The sequence below is a fragment of the Alteripontixanthobacter muriae genome (assembly GCF_013336795.1).
GTDB lineage: Bacteria > Pseudomonadota > Alphaproteobacteria > Sphingomonadales > Sphingomonadaceae > Pseudopontixanthobacter > Pseudopontixanthobacter muriae.
In genome coordinates this window covers 171,617-190,768 of sequence record NZ_JAAFZT010000022.1, presented here as the reverse complement: position 1 = coordinate 190,768, position 19,152 = coordinate 171,617, and the positions used below count along the sequence as shown (strand labels likewise).

19 protein-coding genes are annotated in these 19,152 nt (G+C 61.2%); 7 read left to right on the top strand and 12 right to left on the bottom strand.

The window, feature by feature from the left end; all coding sequences use genetic code 11:
* Positions 1-595 precede the first annotated feature (595 nt).
* Entirely contained in the window at positions 596-1,153 is a 558-nt protein-coding gene (locus tag G7A66_RS08280) for a hypothetical protein (RefSeq protein ID WP_174295205.1), read from the top strand.
* A gap of 160 nt (positions 1,154-1,313) precedes the next feature.
* On the opposite strand, the gene G7A66_RS08275 is transcribed toward G7A66_RS08280, so the two are convergent.
* Together G7A66_RS08275 and G7A66_RS08270 are read right to left on the bottom strand one after the other, a co-directional pair.
* Positions 1,314-1,745, bottom strand: coding sequence for a DUF1330 domain-containing protein (locus G7A66_RS08275; protein ID WP_206675125.1), 432 nt, complete (start codon positions 1,743-1,745; stop codon positions 1,314-1,316).
* Positions 1,742-3,337 carry a long-chain fatty acid--CoA ligase gene (locus G7A66_RS08270; RefSeq protein ID WP_174295229.1) on the bottom strand — a complete coding sequence of 532 codons (1,596 nt, stop codon included), beginning with the start codon at positions 3,335-3,337 and terminating at the stop codon, positions 1,742-1,744. Before G7A66_RS08270 ends, G7A66_RS08275 begins: the two co-directional genes overlap by 4 nt.
* Before the next feature lie 37 nt (positions 3,338-3,374).
* On the opposite strand from G7A66_RS08270, the gene G7A66_RS13950 reads away from it, so the two are divergent.
* Both G7A66_RS13950 and G7A66_RS08265 read left to right on the top strand, forming a co-directional pair.
* On the top strand, positions 3,375-3,542 hold the full coding sequence (locus G7A66_RS13950) for a hypothetical protein (protein WP_206675124.1): 168 nt from the start codon (positions 3,375-3,377) through the stop codon (positions 3,540-3,542).
* Positions 3,543-3,560: 18 nt separating this feature from the next.
* A complete protein-coding gene (locus G7A66_RS08265; protein WP_174295203.1) occupies positions 3,561-3,773 on the top strand; it encodes a hypothetical protein in 213 nt (70 codons plus the stop codon).
* Here the strand turns inward: G7A66_RS08265 and dnaE are convergent.
* The 6 genes from dnaE to G7A66_RS08235 all read right to left on the bottom strand — a co-directional run bounded on the left by dnaE (position 3,770) and on the right by G7A66_RS08235 (position 10,504).
* Entirely contained in the window at positions 3,770-7,243 is a 3,474-nt protein-coding gene (gene dnaE, locus G7A66_RS08260; protein ID WP_174295202.1) for a DNA polymerase III subunit alpha, read from the bottom strand. The two genes, G7A66_RS08265 and dnaE, sit on opposite strands and share 4 nt — an antisense overlap.
* Positions 7,244-7,324: 81 nt before the next feature.
* A complete protein-coding gene (locus tag G7A66_RS08255) occupies positions 7,325-7,690 on the bottom strand; it encodes a hypothetical protein (protein ID WP_174295201.1) in 366 nt (121 codons plus the stop codon).
* The gene (locus G7A66_RS08250) at positions 7,683-8,186 is read right to left on the bottom strand and encodes a glutathione peroxidase (RefSeq protein WP_174295200.1); all 504 of its coding nucleotides are present in this window, start codon (positions 8,184-8,186) and stop codon (positions 7,683-7,685) included. The genes G7A66_RS08255 and G7A66_RS08250 overlap by 8 nt, the downstream gene beginning before the upstream one ends.
* 39 nt (positions 8,187-8,225) lie before the next feature.
* Positions 8,226-8,504, bottom strand: coding sequence for a hypothetical protein (locus tag G7A66_RS08245; protein WP_174295199.1), 279 nt, complete (start codon positions 8,502-8,504; stop codon positions 8,226-8,228).
* Positions 8,505-8,565: 61 nt separating this feature from the next.
* Positions 8,566-9,270 carry an ABC transporter ATP-binding protein gene (locus tag G7A66_RS08240; RefSeq protein ID WP_174295198.1) on the bottom strand — a complete coding sequence of 235 codons (705 nt, stop codon included), beginning with the start codon at positions 9,268-9,270 and terminating at the stop codon, positions 8,566-8,568.
* On the bottom strand, positions 9,263-10,504 hold the full coding sequence (locus G7A66_RS08235) for a lipoprotein-releasing ABC transporter permease subunit (RefSeq protein WP_174295197.1): 1,242 nt from the start codon (positions 10,502-10,504) through the stop codon (positions 9,263-9,265). Before G7A66_RS08235 ends, G7A66_RS08240 begins: the two co-directional genes overlap by 8 nt.
* 231 nt (positions 10,505-10,735) lie before the next feature.
* Here G7A66_RS08235 and purF point away from each other — a divergent pair, with 231 nt between their 5' ends.
* The 3 genes from purF to G7A66_RS08220 all read left to right on the top strand — a co-directional run bounded on the left by purF (position 10,736) and on the right by G7A66_RS08220 (position 13,415).
* Positions 10,736-12,208: an amidophosphoribosyltransferase gene (gene purF, locus G7A66_RS08230; protein WP_174295196.1), complete on the top strand. Its 1,473-nt coding sequence runs from the start codon at positions 10,736-10,738 to the stop codon at positions 12,206-12,208.
* Between the two features lie 9 nt (positions 12,209-12,217).
* Positions 12,218-12,931, top strand: coding sequence for an SDR family NAD(P)-dependent oxidoreductase (locus tag G7A66_RS08225; protein WP_174295228.1), 714 nt, complete (start codon positions 12,218-12,220; stop codon positions 12,929-12,931).
* A 100-nt stretch (positions 12,932-13,031) separates the two neighbouring features.
* Entirely contained in the window at positions 13,032-13,415 is a 384-nt protein-coding gene (locus tag G7A66_RS08220) for a PilZ domain-containing protein (RefSeq protein ID WP_174295195.1), read from the top strand.
* A gap of 26 nt (positions 13,416-13,441) precedes the next feature.
* Here G7A66_RS08220 and G7A66_RS08215 read toward each other — a convergent pair whose 3' ends face one another.
* The 3 genes from G7A66_RS08215 to G7A66_RS08205 form a co-directional block, all read right to left on the bottom strand.
* Positions 13,442-14,638: a serine hydrolase domain-containing protein gene (locus tag G7A66_RS08215; protein ID WP_174295194.1), complete on the bottom strand. Its 1,197-nt coding sequence runs from the start codon at positions 14,636-14,638 to the stop codon at positions 13,442-13,444.
* A 27-nt stretch (positions 14,639-14,665) separates the two neighbouring features.
* On the bottom strand, positions 14,666-15,979 hold the full coding sequence (locus tag G7A66_RS08210; protein ID WP_174295193.1) for an SAM-dependent methyltransferase: 1,314 nt from the start codon (positions 15,977-15,979) through the stop codon (positions 14,666-14,668).
* Between the two features lie 67 nt (positions 15,980-16,046).
* Positions 16,047-17,483 (bottom strand): cryptochrome/photolyase family protein, encoded by a 1,437-nt coding sequence (locus G7A66_RS08205; RefSeq protein WP_174295192.1) that lies wholly within the window; start codon positions 17,481-17,483, stop codon positions 16,047-16,049.
* 133 nt (positions 17,484-17,616) lie between these two features.
* Here G7A66_RS08205 and G7A66_RS08200 point away from each other — a divergent pair, with 133 nt between their 5' ends.
* Complete coding sequence (locus tag G7A66_RS08200) at positions 17,617-18,279, top strand: phosphatase PAP2 family protein (RefSeq protein ID WP_174295191.1); 663 nt, start codon at positions 17,617-17,619, stop codon at positions 18,277-18,279.
* Here G7A66_RS08200 and G7A66_RS08195 read toward each other — a convergent pair.
* A complete protein-coding gene (locus G7A66_RS08195) occupies positions 18,236-19,147 on the bottom strand; it encodes a metal-dependent hydrolase (RefSeq protein WP_174295190.1) in 912 nt (303 codons plus the stop codon). The two genes, G7A66_RS08200 and G7A66_RS08195, sit on opposite strands and share 44 nt — an antisense overlap.
* Between the last annotated feature and the right edge of the window lie 5 nt (positions 19,148-19,152).

Genomic DNA, 19,152 nt, shown 5'->3' with positions numbered 1-19,152 from the left:
TCAACAGTGGTGCCCGTCTGGTTCGCGGTCTGGAACAAGACGTTCTCAGAGGGCTGGACAGCGCCCGGAGAATCGTAAATGATCACTGCCGCACTTGCGGGAACAGCGGCAGACACAGACAACGCGGTGGCAGTAAACAAGAAAGCAAACTTTGTCATTGATCTTCTCCTAAAAGCAAGATTGCTCGGTTCAAATCAAGCGACTGGGCGACAGAGCCGGATGTTCCGATACGAACTCGGTAAATCTTAATAAACCTTCCTCAAGCTCAACTTCAGGCGATGTCTCAGTCTGGGGCTGTTTTATCGTCGCGGATTTAGGAAGCTGCTCCTGTAATTCCTAGACGCGCAGTTCCGCGCTAAACACACGTCTGCGAGACAGGCTTTTCCGGCGTCATAATCCGGTAAATTTCTGGCAGCCTCATCACAAGTTATCTCTCATCTCGGTTTTTAAAGCATCCCTGCAGGTAACCATCAGCTGCAACGGTCAGAAGTGAGACGCTCTCTTTCTGCAGGCGCAAAGGACGTTAACGTGCATAAGCACCTAACGGTACCCATAGGAGCTGCTGGGTAAAATGACTTACGTAGGAACATCCGGGGTGATCGATGAGTGGTATTCGTCCATTCGAGAAGCAGATCTGGCCGACTGGGTGACAGTTGCAGCCTATCTATTTGCTGCCCTGCTGTCCGTTCGAGCCGCTGAAAGAGCGAGGCGCAGTCGACAAGCGCGGGACGCACTCTTTTGGCGGACGACAGCATTTCTACTGGTCATGCTCGGCATCAACGAGTTGCTAGACCTGCAAACCCTACTCACATCCCTTGGTCGAGCTCATGCTAAGGCGAATGGCTGGTACGGAGAGCACCGGAAAGTGCAGTATGCATTCGTCCTGGCGCTGGGAGTGGCGACACTGTTGGCGGCAACTGCGATGCTGTGGTTCTTTAGGCGTATGCCCCTCTCTGTTCGGATGGCCGTGTGTGGCCTCTGTTTCATCGCTTTATTCGTCCTGCTGCGGGCCGCATCATTTCACCACCTTGACGAATTTTTCGGTGGCGGGGCACCTGACTTTAGTTGGCGGTCGCTGCAAGAGGTAGCCGGCATCCTGATCGTGATAGCTGCGTCTGCGAGTTATACCGGCGTGCGCTCCTCGAGGCGGTAGCTAGGCGGCGAACAAATAGACGTGCGGTAATGTCTAGAGCGACGGGCATGGGGGATGATTAGGTGCCGAACCGCACTGCGACGGATTGTCTAGGTAGTGATCCGCAGGTCTCATGAGCACCTCTTTAGCAGCGGATGACACTACCCGGTCCTGCCCATCTTCAGCCGAAATCGCCCCCCGGCTCACCCGGAGAAAAGCGGATCAGCCTGCTGTCCTCTACCGCGGCCTGCCGGTTGACCACCGCGTTCTGATATTCGGGATCCGTCACCATCTCCAGAAAAGCCCCTGCATTGGGATACGCCGCCACAAACCCATCGTGCCATTCCCTGGCGGGACCGGTCAGCATGTTCTGAAAAGCGCCGCGCCAGACGACACTGCCGCCCACCCGGCGAAAGATCGGCCCACTGGTGCGGCCATATTCCGCATAGGCCTCCCTACCAGTCCAGCCCTTCCCAACGTTATGATGCCCTTCGGGGTAGTGCGCCTCGTCACGATAGAGCAGCAGGTTCAGCATGTGTATCGGCTGGTCGCGCGGCAGTGCCTTGAAGGCGTTGAATGCTTCGCGCGTGGGGTCAATATGGCTGGTCATCATGCATCCTCCAGAACATAGTCGCTGAAACGTTTGCGCAAATCCTTCTTGCTGATCTTGCCGGTTGCCGTGTGCGGGATTTCGTCAATAAATTCGATGGCATCGGGCAGCCACCACTTCGCCACGTGATCGGTAAGGTAGGCGCGCAGTTCTTCTGCCGTGACGCTCTTGCCCTGCTTTTGGACTACGAACAGGACCGGACGTTCGTCCCATTTCGGATGCGCCATGCCGATCGCGGCAGCTTCCGCCACGGCGGGGTGCCCAGCGGCGGCATTCTCAAGTTCGACCGAGCTGATCCATTCCCCGCCGGACTTGATCACGTCCTTGGTGCGGTCGGTCAGCTGCAGTGTGCCGTCGGGATGGATGATGCCGACATCCCCTGTGTCGAACCAGCCCTCCGCATTCGTAGCGTCCTCGTCCGCCTTAAAATAGCGCTTCACAACCCATGGGCCGCGAATCTGCAGAGCGCCCGAGGTCTTGCCGTCGCGCGGCAGTTCGGTCGTCATGTCATCCAGGTTTACCGTCCGCAGTTCTACGCCGAAGACGGGCCTTCCCTGCATGGCGACAATAGACACTTTCTCGTCGAAGCTCTTTTCAGCCCAGTCATGGGTGGGCGCGCCTACCGTGCCGATGGGGCTTGTCTCGGTCATGCCCCAAGCGTGAGCGACGCGGGTACCGTTCTTCATCAACCGCTCGATCATGAACCGCGGCGCAGCCGAACCGCCGATGGTAGCGGTCTGCAAATCGGGCAGCGGGAGATCGTTGGCATCGCAATATTGGAAAATGCCTAGCCAGACGGTCGGCACACCCGCGCTGTCGGTAACTTTCTCCTCGCGCATCAATTCGTAAAGCGCCTCAGGCTCGTTCACGGTGGAGAAAACGAACTTCACTCCCGCAGCGGCTCCCGTCCACGGCAGGCCCCAGCTGGCAGCATGGAACATCGGCACGACCGGCAACATGACGCTGCTGGCATCGAAGTCGAAGGCGTGGGGCTGCATGCCCGAAAGAGCATGGAGCATGGTCGAGCGGTGTTCGTAGAGCACGCCCTTCGGATTGCCCGTCGTGCCGCTGGTGTAGCACAACATGCACGGGTCACGCTCGTCCACTTCGGCCCAGGCGGTTTCCGCGTTTTCCGAGCCGATCCAGTCTTCGAACTCGCCATCGTCATAGCAGATGTAATGTTCGATCGTGGTCCAGCGCGTCTTCATCTTCTCGACCAGCGGCTTGAAGGCCGCATCGTAGAGCATCACGCGGTCCTCTGCATGATTGGCGATATATTCAAGCTGGTCTTCGAACAGGCGCGGGTTGATCGTGTGGAGAATGCCCCCTGCCCCAACCGCACCATACCAGCTGACGAGGTGGCGCGCATGGTTCATCGCCAGCGTCGCGATCCGGTCGCCGCGCCCGATGCCGAGGCGTTCAAGCGCCTGCTTCATCTTCAGCGCGTCGCGGCGAATGCCCGACCAGTCGGTTCTGGTCTGGCTACCATCGGCCCAGCGAGTGACGATTTCGCGATTTCCGTGTTCGCGTGCGGCGTGATCCACTAGATGGGTCACCACCAGCGACCAATCCTGCATGGCGCCAAGGCTGGGCATTTTCATCGTCCTCTCCCGTTTGTCATTTTGCCGCACTATGGCAACGCTTGTGCGGCAGGGCAATCGGCCTATGGCGCTTGCCATGTTTCAGGATATCAAGATCGTCCTCATCGATGGTACAGGGCTCGGCAAGGATGCCCTGCACATCTATGTTTCGCTGGCAGTATTCTTCGGCAGCAGCCTGTGGTTCGGCTGGCGGGCATAGAACATCGGGCCGCTGCTGATGGTCATCGCAGCGGCCATTCTGGGCGAATTGTGGGACATCAGCGACAGTTTTAAATATGACGCGGCCATCAATCCTGCCGGTCACGTGAAGGATCTAATCAACACCATGCTGGTGCCCACGATCATCACCTTGGTTGCCCGCTACACCCCGCTGTTCCGCCGGAGGAGTGAGGTCGCGAATATGGCGGAGCCTGTGTTCACCGACGATTAGGCGACGAGGCGCAGATGGGCGGGTCCACGCTTGGTTGACAGCGAGACATTCTCCAGCCCGTCAATCTCGACCAGCCGTTCGGCCAGTTCTCCATCCAGGGCATAATCGCTGCCGAGGCGGAGGCTCGGTCGTTCTCCGCCGCTGGCTTGCAAGGTGATCGTCACTTCGCCCATGCCGGGGGTTCCTGGTGCAAGCGCGTCGCGCAGAGCCAGCAAAGCCGCTTCGTTGCGAACCTCCATCGTCAGCGCCATGCGCGATCTGCTCTTCACATCCTCCAGCGGACGGGCACCACGAACGGTGATGCGCGGCGGTTCGTCGGGGCTTGGGCTGTCGAGTTCTACATTAAGCAATACGCACACGCCTTCCGCCGCCCATTTCTGGAACTGTTCTACCAACCCTTCCTCAAAACAGGCGGCGCTGAACTGTCCGGACTGGTCGGAGAACTCCGCCCGGATGAAGTCGGCACCGCGACGCGTCTGGCCACGCTTCACGCTTTCGACCATCGCCGCCATGACGGCGGGTGCCCTGCCCCCCGGCGCGCCGCCTTCCATCAGGCTGGCATAGCTGCGGGCACCGTTTGCCGATGCGACCACGCGATATTGCTGCACGGGATGGGCGGAAAAGAAGAAGCCGAAGGTCTCCCGCTCGCGGTCCATCCGTTCGGGCCGGGTCCATTCCGGCGTGTCTTTCAGCCGCAGGGCCGCGTCCTGCTTGTCGTCACCGCCGAACAGAGCCACCTGCCCGCTGTTGCGCTCCCGCTCGGCAGCGTCGGCGACGGCGAGTAGCATCTCGACATTCTCGAAGACCTTGGCGCGGTTCGGCTCAAGCCGGTCGAAAGCGCCTGCACAGGCCAGCGCCTCCATCTGGCGGCGGTTCATCGATCCTGCCGGCAATCTTTCGCATAATTGCTCGAGGTTTTCGAACCATCCTGCCGCCTCGCGCTCGCCGACGATACTCTCCATCGCCTTTTCGCCGACATTCCGCAGCCCTGCCAGCGCATAGCGCACGGCATAGCCTTCATCCGTCTGTTCGACGGTAAACTCCGCCTCACTGCGATTGATATCGGGAGGCGTGACTTCGATCCCGGCCCGCCGGGCATCGTCGACGAAAATCGCCAGTTTCTCCGACTGGTGCATGTCGAAACACATGGATGCGGCGTAGAATTCGTGCGGGTAATGCGTTTTCAGCCAAGCCGTCTGATAGGCGAGCAGGGCGTAGGCAGCGGCGTGCGACTTGTTGAAGCCGTAGCCTGCGAACTTGTCGATCAAATCGAAAAGTTCGTTCGCCTGCTTTGCCTCGATGTTCGAAACTTGGCGGCAGCCGTCGACGAAGCGCTGGCGCTGCGCATCCATCTCGGCCTGAACCTTCTTGCCCATGGCGCGGCGCAGAAGGTCGGCATCGCCCAGCGAATAACCCGCCAGGATCTGCGCCGCCTGCATCACCTGTTCCTGATAGACGAAGATGCCGTAGGTTTCCGCCAGAACGCCTTCCAGTCTGCCGTGCGGATAGGCGATCTCGACCTCGCCATTCTTGCGTTTGCCGAACAGCGGAATGTTGTCCATCGGCCCGGGCCGGTAGAGCGACACGAGCGCGATGATGTCCCCAAAATTGGTCGGCTTCACCGCTGCAAGCGTGCGGCGCATGCCTTCGGATTCAAGCTGGAAAACGCCGACCGTGTCGCCCCGCTGCAGCAATGCGAAGACGGTCTCGTCCTCCATCGGCAGGTTCGAAAGGTCGATCGGGATGCCGCGCTTTTCCAGCAGATCCACCGCCTTGCGCAGGACCGACAGGGTCTTGAGGCCCAGGAAATCGAATTTCACGAGGCCCGAGGTCTCGACATATTTCATGTCGAACTGAGTGACCGGCATGTCAGATCGCGGATCACGGTACAGCGGCACCAGCTTCGCCAGCGGCCTATCGCCGATGACGACGCCCGCCGCATGTGTGCTGGAATTACGGGGGAAGCCTTCAAGCTGCATGGCAAGGTCGACAAGCCGCTTCACGTCATTGTCATTGTCATATTCGCGCTTGAATTCCGCCGAACCGTTCAGCGTCCGCATCAGCGTCCACGGATCGGTCGGATGGTTCGGGATCATCTTGCAGATACGGTCGACATGGCCGTAGCCCATCTGCAGGATGCGCCCGCAGTCGCGCAGCACGGCGCGCGCCTTCATCTTGCCAAAGGTGATGATCTGCGCAACGTGATCGTCGCCATATTTCTTCTGCACGTAGCGAATGACCTCGCCCCGGCGGGTTTCGCAGAAATCGATGTCGAAGTCCGGCATGGAAACGCGTTCGGGGTTGAGGAAGCGTTCGAACAGCAGCCCCAGCCTGATCGGGTCGAGATCGGTGATGGTGAGCGCCCATGCCACCAAACTGCCTGCACCCGAACCACGGCCCGGGCCGACCGGAATGCCGTTGTCCTTGGCCCATTTGATGAAATCGGCAACGATCAGGAAGTACCCTGGAAAGCCCATGCCGGTAATCACGTCGACCTCGAACGCCAGGCGCTCGTCATAAACCTTCCGCTCCTTGGCGCTCAGTTCACCGTATGGGGCAAGCCGCGCCTCCAGCCCTGCCCGGGCATCCTCGGCCAGCATCCGCGCTTCGCCTTCCAGATCGCCAGCGAGGCTTGGCAGAATGGGTGCGCGGCTGGGCGGCGCGAAGGCGCAGCGCCGGGCGATGGTCAGCGTGTTTTCGATGGCCTCGGGCAGATCGTCGAACGCTTCGACCATGACATCGGCGGTCTTGACGTAGCTTTCGGGATTGGAGCGGACGCGGTCGTCGGCATCGATCTGGCTGGAATTCGCGATGCAGAGCATGGCATCGTGCGCGGCATGGAAATGCGCCTCCGCGAAATTGGCCGGATTGGTGGCGACCAGCGGAAGATCGCGGGCGTAGGCGAGGTCGACCAGCGCTTCCTCCGCCCTGTCCTGCACCGGATTGTCGCGGCGTGATAGTTCAACATAGAAATTGCCGGGGAACAGCTTCTGCAAGCGGTCGCACATGGCCTCCGCATCCTTGCGCTGACCTTCAGCGAAAAGGCGGGACATAGCCCCTTCGCTGCCTCCACTCAGCGCGATCAGCCCGTCGGTTCGGCCATCGAGATCGGCAAGTGCTACATGTGGTTCGAACTCAAGCGGGCGGTCGAGATGCGCCTTGCTCACCAGGTGGCAGAGGTTGTCATAGCCGGCCTCGTCCTGTGCATAGAGCGGCAGGTAATCGACCTGCTTGCCCGCAGCGTCACGCGCCACGCCCAGCAACGTGCCGATGATCGGCTGCACGCCTTCCTTGAAGCAGGCGGCGGCGAAAGCGACTACGCCGTACAGGCCGTTGCGGTCGCAGATGGCCACGGCGGGAAAACCGCGCTTTTTTGCCAGTTTTGCGATGTCCTTCGGGTCAATCGCGCCTTCCAGCATCGAATAGGACGACAAGATGCGAAGGGGGACGAAAGGAGCGTGTCTGGCCATTCGCACAAAGTAGGGAATTGCAGGCGAAGGGCAATCCGGCAGACGCCACCGGGCTTCCGGTTTGCACAGGTCTGTCGACAGTTACGGAAGCTTGTCGTCCTGCCGCATGGATCCTTCAGCATCGATCTTCGCTGCCGCCATCTTGGCGCGCGTGTCGCGAATGGTCGTGAACGCGCCCCAGGCGACAAGCAGGGCCAGGAACAGCCAGACCCAGAGCGGAATATTGCGCCCTGCTATGGCGAGATAAAGATAGGCTGAAACAAAGAAGAAACCGGCCAGCATCGCCGGGGCGACGGTGGACTGCCCTGCCCGTGCGCGGCGCACCAGCCAAGCAATTGACAGAAGGAAAAACGGTATCGCGCCGATGTAGATCGCGCCGAAGATCCAGGGATTGACGCCGTATTCGGTGCCAAGCGACAGGAACCAGGCTTGCGCACCCTCAATCATCTGATCGACCCGATGCCTTCAGTTCTCGCTCGATATCTCCAGTGATCGACTCCGGCTTGTCTGCAGGCCCGTAACGCCGCACGACTTTCCCGCCTCGCCCGATGAGGAACTTGGTGAAGTTCCACTTGATGCGCTTGCTCCCGAGCAGGCCCGGCGCCTCCGCCTTCATCCAGGCGAACAGCGGGTCGGCTCCGTCTCCATTGACGTCGATTTTCGCCATTAGCGGAAAGCTGGTGTCGTAATTCACCCGGCAGAACTCGGCGATCTCGTCGGCATCGCCAGGTTCCTGTCCGCCGAACTGGTTGCAGGGGAACGCGAGCACCGTGAAGTCGGCATCGCCGAAGCGCCGCTGCAACTGCTCCAGACCCTCGTACTGCTTGGTAAAGCCGCATTGGCTGGCCGTGTTTACGGCCAGGACTACCTTGCCCGCATAGTCGGAAAGACTGCGGCTGGTGCCGTCCGGCAGCCTGGCGGAAAAATCAGCGATGCTCGTCATGGCGCGGATCCGATCGTGGGCCGGGCAAAGCGCCCTTGCCTACTTTAGCGGAAAGTCGTCCCGCGACGCCAGCGCCATGATCTCGGCATTGCCCAGCTTGTGGTCGCCCGCTTTCTGGATCACATATTTCCGGCGCTCTTCTTCCGGCATGGACGCGACCTGCGCAACGAGTTCCGCCAAGGATCCCCGGCGAAGGCCCTTCATGGAATCAAAAATTCCTTGCCCGTCATGTGCAATATGCAGGGAAGCGCGGTCGTCCCACTGGACGCCCTCACGAAAAGTGTCGTCGGCACTGTAGGTACTGGGATGGTCGGTCATGTAGATGGTTCCCGAAATTTGGTTCTTTCCTCATCAACCGCGGCGACCGCCCTGCGGTTCCTTATTCGAGCAAACCTTCGTGCAGGCGCACTACCCGGTCCATTCGGGCAGCGAGCCCTTCGTTATGCGTGGCAACGAGCGCGGAACTACCCTCTTCCCGCACCAGTTCGAGGAACTGCGCCAGGACGCGATCCGAAGTCTTTTCGTCCAAATTGCCGGTAGGTTCGTCAGCCAGCACCAGCTTGGGCCGGTTGGCAACGGCGCGGGCCACAGCAACGCGTTGCTGCTCCCCACCTGATAACTGGCTTGGACGGTGATCCAGCCGGTGTTCAAGCCCCAGAGCACCGAGAACGGATGCGGCGCGCTCTTCTGCCGCCGCGCGCGGTTTGCCTGCGACAAGCTGCGGGAGAACGACGTTTTCCAGCGCATTGAAATCGGGCAGCAGATGATGGAACTGGTATACGAAGCCAAGATGATTGCGCCGCAATGCGGTTCGCCCGTCAGACGGCAATTTGCCCGCCTCAACGCCCGCAATTTCGAGCCCGCCGCCGAAGCCGCCTTCCAGCAGACCCACCGCCTGCAGCATCGTCGACTTGCCCGACCCCGACGGGCCGAGCAATGCGACGATTTCTCCCTGCGCCATGTCGAGATTAACGCCGCGCAAGACATCGATGCGGACGCCGCCCTGCTCGAAGGAGCGCGTCAGATTGCGCAGGCGCACCACGGGTTCTCCGCTCGTCCGGCTGGCCGTGCTTACATCATTCATAGCGAAGAACCTGGACGGGATCGGTGCTTGCCGCCTTCATCGCGGGGTAGAGCGTGGCGAGGAACGACAGGCCGAGCGCAAGTACGCTGATGCCGATAATTTCGGCAGGATCGGTCTTGGACGGCAGTTCGGAAAGGAACCGGACCTGCGGATCCCACAGATTCTGCCCGGTCACCGCCCCGATGGCGCCGACGATATTCTGCCGGAAGAACAACACGAGGAAGCCGAGAGCGAGGCCCGCAACAGTTCCAACAGCGCCGATCACGAAACCGGTGGTGACGAAAATCTTGAGCAGGCTACGCCTCGACGCACCCATTGTCCGCATGATGGCTATATCCCGTGTCTTGGCGCGAACCAGCATGACAAGGCTCGACAGGATGTTGAATGCAGCCACCAGAACGATGATCGACAGGGCAAAGAACATCGCGACACGTTCCACCTCGAGCGCTTCGAAGATCGTTGAATTGATGACCTTCCAGCTGGACACCTGCGCTCTTCCCGCAAGCTGCGCGGTTACCGGCGCCAGAATTTCGTCGACATTGTCGGCATCCTCGGTCGTCACTTCTATGGTGCCGATCTGGTCGCCGATCAGCAGCAGTGTCTGCGCATCGGGGATGGGCATGACCACGAAAGCCTGATCGTAATCGTAAACGCCGACCTCGAAAATGGCCGCGATGCGATAGCCGACCTGACGCGGCACCGTTCCGAATGGGGTCGATCGCCCTTGCGGGTTGATCACCGTCACGGTGCTGCCCACCGCCGCCCCGATGTTTTCCGCCAGCCGCGCCCCGATGGCCACCGTGCCGGATCCGGGCTCAACCTCGCTCAAATCACCCGCGACGACATTCTCTTCGAGTTGGTCGATGTCTTCAGCGGTATTGCCCCGCACGATCACCGCTTCTGCGCGTCCGTTGAAGGTGATCAGCAGCGGCTGTTCGATCAGCGGGCTGGCGCTGGTGACGCCGGGTGTGCTCCGGATGTCCTCCAGCACGCCTTCCCAATTGTCGATCCGCCCTGCGTAGCCCTGCACGATCGCATGACCGTTCAGGCCAACGATCTTGTCGAGCAATTCGGCACGAAAACCGTTCATCACGCTCATCACGATGACCAGCATCGCAACGCTGAGCATGACCACGCCCACGCTGATTCCCGCAACCAGGGCGATGAATGCCTCGCCCTTGCCGGGCAGCATGTATCGTTTGGCAATCGTCCATTCGAAAGGGGAAAGGATCAAGGCTGCGGGACTTTTCGGTTTGGAATACGTCAGATGCGCGGATGCGCGGCGTGCGAGAAGCATCTAGGCAAGCTTTGCTAACTCCGCAAACAAATGTTCTTCGTAAGCGCGCTGCCCCGAGGCGATTCATACATGCTCCAGTCACCACGACGGTTGTAATTGAACCGCAACATCGCCATTGCGCACGGCATGGTTTAAACCGCCGGCAGGCAGGCACCACAGGCACCCCGTATGAATCTTACCAATCCTTTCCTGGACCTGGATGGAGACAAGCTTCGCGAAGAGTGCGGAGTGTTCGGTGCCATCAACGCCGCCGACGCTTCGGCAGTCGCGGCGCTTGGCCTGCATGCGCTGCAGCACCGGGGGCAGGAAGCGGCGGGCATCATCAGCTATGACGGGACGGAGTTCTTCGCCCGTCGCGGGCTGGGCCATGTCGCCGATAATTTTTCTTCCAGCGAAGCCATAGCGGAAATGCCCGGCTTCATGGCGGCGGGGCATGTCCGCTATTCCACCACCGGCGGATCGGGTTTGCGGAACATCCAACCGCTATATGCCGATCTCGCTGCCGGCGGTTTCGCGGTTGCGCATAATGGCAACATATCGAATGCGAAGATGCTGCGCGACGATCTGGTGAAGCGGGGCGCGATCTTCCAGTCGACCTCCGACACCGAGGTCATCATCCATCTTGTCGCGACCAGCCGCTATCCCACGCTGATCGACAGGCTGACCGATGCCCTGCGCATGGTCGAAGGGGCCTATTCGCTCATCGTCATGACGCCGGAAGGCATGATTGCCTGCCGCGATCCGCTCGGCATCAGGCCACTGGTAATGGGCCGGTTGGGCGATGCCGTGCTGTTTGCCAGCGAGACGGTCGCCTTCGATGTCACCGGTGCGGAATTCGTCCGGCAGGTCGATCCGGGCGAAGTCGTGCGCGTGAACTTCGACGGAGAGATCGGATCACTACGCCCGTTCGGCAACAATCCGTCACGACCTTGCATCTTCGAACATGTCTATTTCAGCCGCCCCGACAGCGTTTTCGACGGGCGCAGCGTCTACTCCGCCCGCAAAGCCATCGGTGCACAGCTTGCCATCGAAAGCCCGGCGGATGTGGACCTCGTCATCCCTGTTCCCGACAGCGGCGTGCCTGCGGCGATCGGTTACGCCCAGCAATCGGGCATTCCGTTCGAACTCGGCATCATCCGCTCGCATTATGTCGGGCGCACCTTCATCCAGCCGTCGGACAGCATTCGCCATTCCAGCGTGAAGCGGAAGCACAACGCCAATCGCGGATTGGTCGAAGGCAAGCGCATCGTACTGATCGACGACTCAATCGTGCGCGGGACCACCAGCATGAAGATTGTCGAGATGATGCGCGATGCGGGCGCAAGCGAAGTGCATTTCCGCGTCGCCAGCCCGCCTACGGCGCACAGCTGCTTCTACGGCGTCGATACGCCTGAAAGGTCGAAACTGCTGGCTGCCCGCATGGAAGTGGAGCCCATGCGCGAATTCATCAAGGCCGACAGTCTTGCCTTCGTTTCCATCGACGGGCTCTACCGCGCCGTCGGATCGAAGCCGCGCAACAAGGCTTGCCCGCAATTTTGCGATGCCTGCTTTACCGGCGACTATCCGACCTCGCTGACCGATCTTCACGCCCGGCACGAAGCGGCCGCGCAACTGTCCTTCCCTGTTCACAAGGTTGCATAATTGTCTGGAATGGAAACGCTGAACGGCAAGCTTGCGCTTGTGACCGGGGCTAGCAGAGGAATCGGGGCCGCGACGGCGATGGCGCTGGCGAAGAGGGGCGCGCATGTCGTGCTGACCGGACGCGACGTGAAGGCGCTTGAAAAGGTGGAGGACGAAATTCACGGTTCTGGCGGCGCGTCGACGATCGCGCCTGTCGATCTGGGGGAGCCCGATGGGATTGCCCGCCTGGCCAGCGCGATCGCGGGGCGCTGGGACCGGCTGGATGCGCTTGTTATCTCCGCCGCATACCTGCCGACCCTGACGCCGGTTACCCAGGTCGAACCGAAGCAGTTCGGCCAAGCCATCACGACGAACATCCTTGCGACACAGGCGTTGCTCGCCGCGTTCGATCCCGTGTTGAAGCGCGCCGATGTTGGCCGAGTGATCGGCCTCACCAGCAGCGTGGCGACCGAGCCGCGCGCCTATTGGTCGGCATATGCCGCAACCAAAGCGGCGTTCGAGACCTTGCTGGACTGCTACGCGCAGGAGGTCGAGCGGATCAGCGAGGTGAAAGTCGCCATTGTCGATCCCGGCGCGACCCGCACTTCCATGCGTGCCAAGGCCTATCCCGGTGAAGACCCCAAGACGGTGAAGCCCGCTGAAATCGTGGGTGAACGCATTGCCAATCTGCTGACGGAGGATTTCTCCACCGGTCACCGCGAGCGGGTTGTTAATTCCTCTTAACCCTGGCGCGTAACTCGCCGGTAAGCAGCATGCGTCATCACTTGCAAAGCCTGTCGCGAAGGGTGAGCGAAAGGCTGTTTGCAAGCTGGAGGGATTACGCATGCAGGATGCATATGGGGATTACGGCAACCGTGAAGGTCTCGCCGTTCAGGACAGCTACCAAACCGCAGCCCAGGAAGACCGCTGCTCCCCGCGAACAAGGCTGACGATCCCCGGCCAGCTTCGCGCGTCGGGCGGACGCGCGTTCCAGACGGTCGTGCATGACCTTTCCATCTCGGGTTTTTCAGCTGCGGCGATCAACCGGATGCATGTCGGCCAGATGTGCTGGCTTACCATGCCAGGCCTGCAATCGCTGCAATGCGAAGTCGTCTGGTGGGAAAACTGCATCGTCGGCTGCGCCTTCGCCGAACTGCTCAGCCCGATCGTGCACGACAACGTGCTGGCCCGATATCAGGTCGGCACGGTCTATCGCAGCGTCAGCTGAACTGCCGATTTGAGCCGCAGGATAGCCTAAGGCGCGGTTGCTCCAATCCGCAAGGCGAGGTCCTGCAGGGCTTTGCGCGCCGTACTGTCGGTTGCCCCTTCCCAGTTGCTGACGACGGCGATGACGATATCCTGCTCCGGCAAGACCGTTATGAACTGCCCGAAGATACCCCGTGCGCCCCACGAGGACTCGGGATAAGTCCACCACTGATATCCATAGCCCGCACCATCGTCGGAAAATCTGACCTGCGGAGCGGTTGCTGCGGCAAACCAGCCCTCCGGCACCTGATCGCCTCCGCCCTCGAGGGCGAATTGCCCGAAGCGCGCATAATCCGCCAGCCTGAGCGACAGGCAGCATCCGCCGATATTCCGTCCTTCCTGCTCGACCATCCAGAACATGTCGCCGGCAAAACCCGCAGGGTCGACGATATTATCCTTGGCATATTCGGCCAGGCTGGTGCCGGTCGCTCGTTCGACCAGGACGCCCAGCAGATTGGTCTCGCCGGTCTTGTAGACCCACTTCTCACCCGCGGGGGCTTCGCGCGGCAAGGTGCGGAGCTGGTTGACGATCTGGTCTTCGCCGGGCGCGGCCGGATAGGTGCCCATGCGGGCGACGTCGCTGTTCGGGTCGGTGTAATCCTCGTTCCAGCGAATGCCTGACGTCATCGTGGCAAGCTGGCGCACCGTCACGTCCTCGTAAGGCGTGCCTCGCATCTCCGGGATATATATTGCGACACTGTCATCGAGGCTGGTGATAGAATCATCGCGAATCGCAGCACCCAGCAGCGTGGAGGTAAAGCTCTTCGCAACGGAAAAGCTGGTCCAGCGCTGTTCGGGGCCGAAGCCTGGGGTATAATCTTCGAAGCGGACCTTGCCGTCCTGCAGGATCATCACACCTGCCGCATTGGTCTCCGCCATGAAAGCACGCAGATCTGCTTGCAGTTCAGCTGGCAAGGCGTCGCCCGGCGGCAACGGGCGCGGTGACGGCGCAGCTTCGACCTCATGACCGGGGAACCAGCGCTCCATGCCAGGGAACCGGTCCTGCCTTTCCGCGTCGGACCAGAACAGCACGTTCTGATCGGCAGGCGTGACACTGGCGGGCGGCATGGACATGCGGACGGCATTGCTGGACGCAGCGCCCGGCGGCATATCCGTGACGGCCGCGCAACTTGCCAGCAGACTGCCGATGATCGCGGCGCCAATGCCCTTCACAATGCCTCTCATGATCCGTTCCCCCTTTTTTACCCCTGATCATTCCCTGACCAGCGTGACTTGATGCACATTAATGCCGCCGCCGCGGAATCCGCCTTCGCAATATTGCAGATAATAGCGCCACAGACGGACGAAAACATCGTCGAACTCCGTCGGCAGACGCTTTTCCGCGACGGCAGCATCAAAATTCTCACGCCAGATCGCCAGCGTTTCGGCATAGTCTAGCCCGAAATCATGCTGGCTTTCCCAGCGCAGCCCGCGTTCTTCGGCCAGTCGCCGGAACTCGCTGGTTCGCACCAGCAATCCGCCGGGGAAGACGTAAGCCTGGATGAAATCGGCGCTGGAGGCGTAAGCATCGAACAGGTTTTCATGCATCGAGATGTACTGGATCGCGGCTTTTCCGCCCGGCTTCAGATTGTCGGATATGCAATCCATGAAAGTCGGCCAGTACTCCCGGCCCAGCGCCTCCACCATCTCCACACTGATAATGGCATCGTACTGCCCCGAAACATCGCGGTAGTCACATTTCAAGAAATCGGGATTGCTTGCGCCCGCCTCGCGCTTTTCGCACGCGAAGCCGAGCTGCTCGTCAGAAAGGCTGATCGCATCAACCTCTACCCCGCTCATTGCGGCAGCATTGGCCAGCATGCCCCAGCCGCAGCCAATCTCCAGCAGACTGTCGCCGGGCTGCGCCTCCACCCGGTTCAACATGGCGGTAACCTTCGCAAGCTGCGCATAGTCGAGCTCGCTCAGCATTTGCTGCATCTGGCTCGGCGCGGCATCCGTGCCGAACATGGCGCTGGAATAGACCATGCTCTGACCCAGCCATTCACGGTAGAAATCGTTGCCGAGATCGTAATGGGCGTGGATGTTCCGAGCCGATCCCGAGCGGGTATTGCGGTTGAGCCAATGAGCAAACCTCAGGGCCAGCCGCCACGGCCCGCTGGCCCTGCCGGTATCACCCAGCGTCTCGCCATTGGCGATGAACAGGGCGAACAGGGCAACCATATCGTCAGCCTCCCATTCGCCGGCTGCCCAGGCCTGATACCAGCCGATCGAACCTGCCGTGGCGAGGCGCACCAGCGCACGCCAGTCGTGCAGAGTGACAGTAACGACGAACCCCGGGTTGCGCCCGCCCAGCACCCGCGTGGTTCCGTCGGGCAGATGCCCGTGGATCGCGCCTTCCTCGATCCCCTTGTCGAGCCGGTCAAGGATGCGGTGAAATCCTGGCGCAAGCCTGCGGGCGAGCCAGCCGGACCCTCCGGCAAAACGAGTCCCGCTGCCGACCAGCGCCTGCGGGCTTGCAGTCCGCACGCGTCCCTTCGTCTCCGCAATCTTGTCCGCCCCGATCATGCCGCGTCCTATGGCCTCAGACCGGCCCGCGAGCAAGATGCCAGACTTTTGAAAAGCAGCCTTGCAGTCAATCTTCCTTCATCTCTCGATAGGCCTGCAGCGCCCGTTCACGCGCTTCCCGGTGTCCGATGAGCTTTGCCGGATATTCGTCAGGTCGATGTTCATCATCCGGATCGTGGATCTGATCGTCCGGTAAACCGGCGAGTTCAGGCACCCATTCGCGGATGTAATTGCCCGCATCGAACTTCTCGCTCTGACTGAGCGGCGCCATGATGCGGGGGAACATGTTGGAATCCACACCCGTTCCGGCAACCCATTGCCAATTACAGCCATTCGAGGCGTAGTCGCCATCGACCAGCGTGTCCCAGAACCACCGCTCGCCATGCCGCCAGTCGATCAGCAGATGCTTGATCAGAAAGCTGGCGGTGATCATGCGAACGCGGTTGTGCATCCAGCCGAGCGCCCACAGTTGGCGCATGCCGGCATCGACGATGGGGTAGCCTGTCTGCCCGCGCTTCCAGGCTTCCAGCTCGGCTTCGATCATGTGCCCGCGATTGGGATTGCGCCACAGCGACCTGTCGAAACTGTCACGGTAGGACTCTTCGGAATAGCTCGGAAACTGGTAAATCAGATTTTGCGCGAAATCGCGCCAGAGCAGTTCCTTCTCGAACGTTGCCCACCCATTGCCGCGCCGCCCCTTCAATTCATGCCAGACCTGCACCGGCGAAATTTCCCCCCAGTGGAGATGAGGCGAAAGGCGCGACGATCCGTCCTCGGACGGCAGATTGCGCCTGTCGTCATAGCGGGCGACATCGTCCTCAAAGCATTTCAGCCTGTCGTGCGCCGCCGCTTCGCCGATCTGCCAGAATCCTGCCATGTCCTGCGCCCAGTCTGGCTTTGTTGGCAACAGCTTCCAGTCTGCCAGCGCGTCGCTTTCCGGCCATTTCTCCGGCGCCCCGATACTGCCGGGCTGCGGCAGGGCGTCCCGCGGAGGAAATTGGTCCAGCACGGCTTTGGAAAACGGCGTGTAGATCTTGTACGGATTGCCTGATCCGGTCTGCGCGGTGCCCGGCGGTAGCAGGTAATTGCCATCGTGCAGGCAGAACCGGCACACCGGCTCTTCGGCGCCTGCCCCAATATCATGCAATGCCTCGGCGAGTTCTTCCTCGGCATCCCGCCACCAGGGTTCATAATGCCGGATCGCATGAATTGCCGTCGCGCCCGTCTCCTGCGCGATGCCCACGAGGACCTGCACGGCGTCACCCCTGCGCAGCACGAGCTTCGAACCTGCAGCTGCGAATGCCGTGCCGAGGCTATCCAGCGAATGATGCAACCACCAGCGATGCGCGCCGCCGAAGGCACGATTTCCCGGCCTCTCATCGTCAAGGACATAGACCGGAATGACAGGACCAGCCTGTCCAGCGGCATAAAGCGCGGGTTGATCGGCAAGGCGCAAATCGCGCCTCAGCCAGACGATCTGGGGGGCGGGTTCATCGCTGCTCAAGGGAAATCTCCGGTTTCATCGCTTGCGTTCGGAACAGGTGGACGAGGCGAGCGGTTCCTTCAACGATGGATGTTCAGCACAAGCGTTACCCGGCCCAGCAACTGGTTTTCGGATCGTGAAGCGGGGCTGGCCCATGGCTGCCAGGGTAGCTCTCATCTGCTGGGCCGGTTTCGCGATGCTGGCTGTGCTCGCCTTCGGCGGGCAGACGCTGAGCATTCTGGATGGCGCCGGACTTGCCTATTGGCGCGGCGGGGATGGCTCCCCCTGGCAGTCGCACCCCCGCATGCTAGAGGCCGTGCGCGACAATACGGCACTGGGCGGAGTGACAGTGCGACTGCTTTTTGCTGCAGTCCTTGCCTCGACGTTCATCGCCCTTGGGCGCAAGAAGATCGCGGTTGTTTATGCAGCCACCGTTCTGGGCGGATGGGGCATCGGCTATGCGTTGAAGCTGCTGTTTTCGAGGGTGCGCCCCGACATCGTTCCACATTTGATTCATGCAGAAGGTTTCAGCTTCCCGAGCGGCCACGCGTTCAATTCGGCGACGGTCTTCATCGCGGCAGCCTTCGCGCTTTCGGCACATAATCGCCAGCTCCGGCCGACTCTGTTGTGCGCTGCGATCTTCGTCGCCGCGCTCGTCGGCTTCAGCCGTGTCTGGCTTGGCGTGCATTACCCGAGCGACGTTCTGGCCGGCTTTCTGGGCGGCGCGGCTTGCGCCTTCATGGCCGCGCCCTTCCTGGATCGCGCCGCCGATGCTAGCGAATCCCGGGGCAGGCTCCCGGCGGCAGGGAAACTGTGAACCGGTCGCGAGCAAGCGGATCGTAGAAACGTGCATCGCGCAGCCGCAACACGCCGTCCGCACCGGATTCGACGAACGGCGCCTGCGACCAGAAGAGGAATGCGCGCACATCGGGATCGCGAGCCGCGGCACCGTCTAGATTGCAGGCGGCAAGCGGCACGCCGGGCAAAGCTTGTCCTTCAACCGCATACAACCCAGCGCCGCCCGTCACCATTTCTCGCTGCCAGAAAGCGAGCGGCACTGGCTTGGCGATGATGGTTGCAGCGCCTGTGGGGGCATCCTGCACCGCCGTCTCGCTTCGCGCAGTAATCAGCGCATTCACGCCGATATAGGCCGCTGCGCCAGCAAGCGCCACGCGGGCGGGTTTACGCCAGTCGCTGCCGGTCTTGCGCTCGCGCCGCAGCGAGAACCAGACCGCCAGCCCCATCCCCAGCCAGAGCCAGACATCGATGATGAAGAGAATATCCCCGTGGAACCAGCGGCTGGAAAACGGCTCCAGCAGGCGGATGCCATAGACGTTCAGCCAGTCGAGAGCCGGATGGGTGAGGCAGGCAGCAAAAGACAGCGCCCACAGCCAGCCAAAATGGACCGGCAGCCGTCCTGCAGGCCGCTTGCCGCGTTTCGCCTGCCAGCGGTCGAAGCCATAGAGCAGCGCCGCCAGGAGAACAGGCAGAACGATCCAGGCGAGCGGCCCATGCGTAAGCCCGCGCCGCATGGCGAGGCTTTGCACTCCGTAGATGGTACAGGCAGCGTCGATGTCGGGCAGGTTCGCCCCGATGATCAACGCCGGCATGGCAAGGCCGGTGCGCCGCTTCAGCCCCGCCTGCCCCATCAGCGCGCCGACGAGGCCATGCGTCAGATTGTCCATAGCTC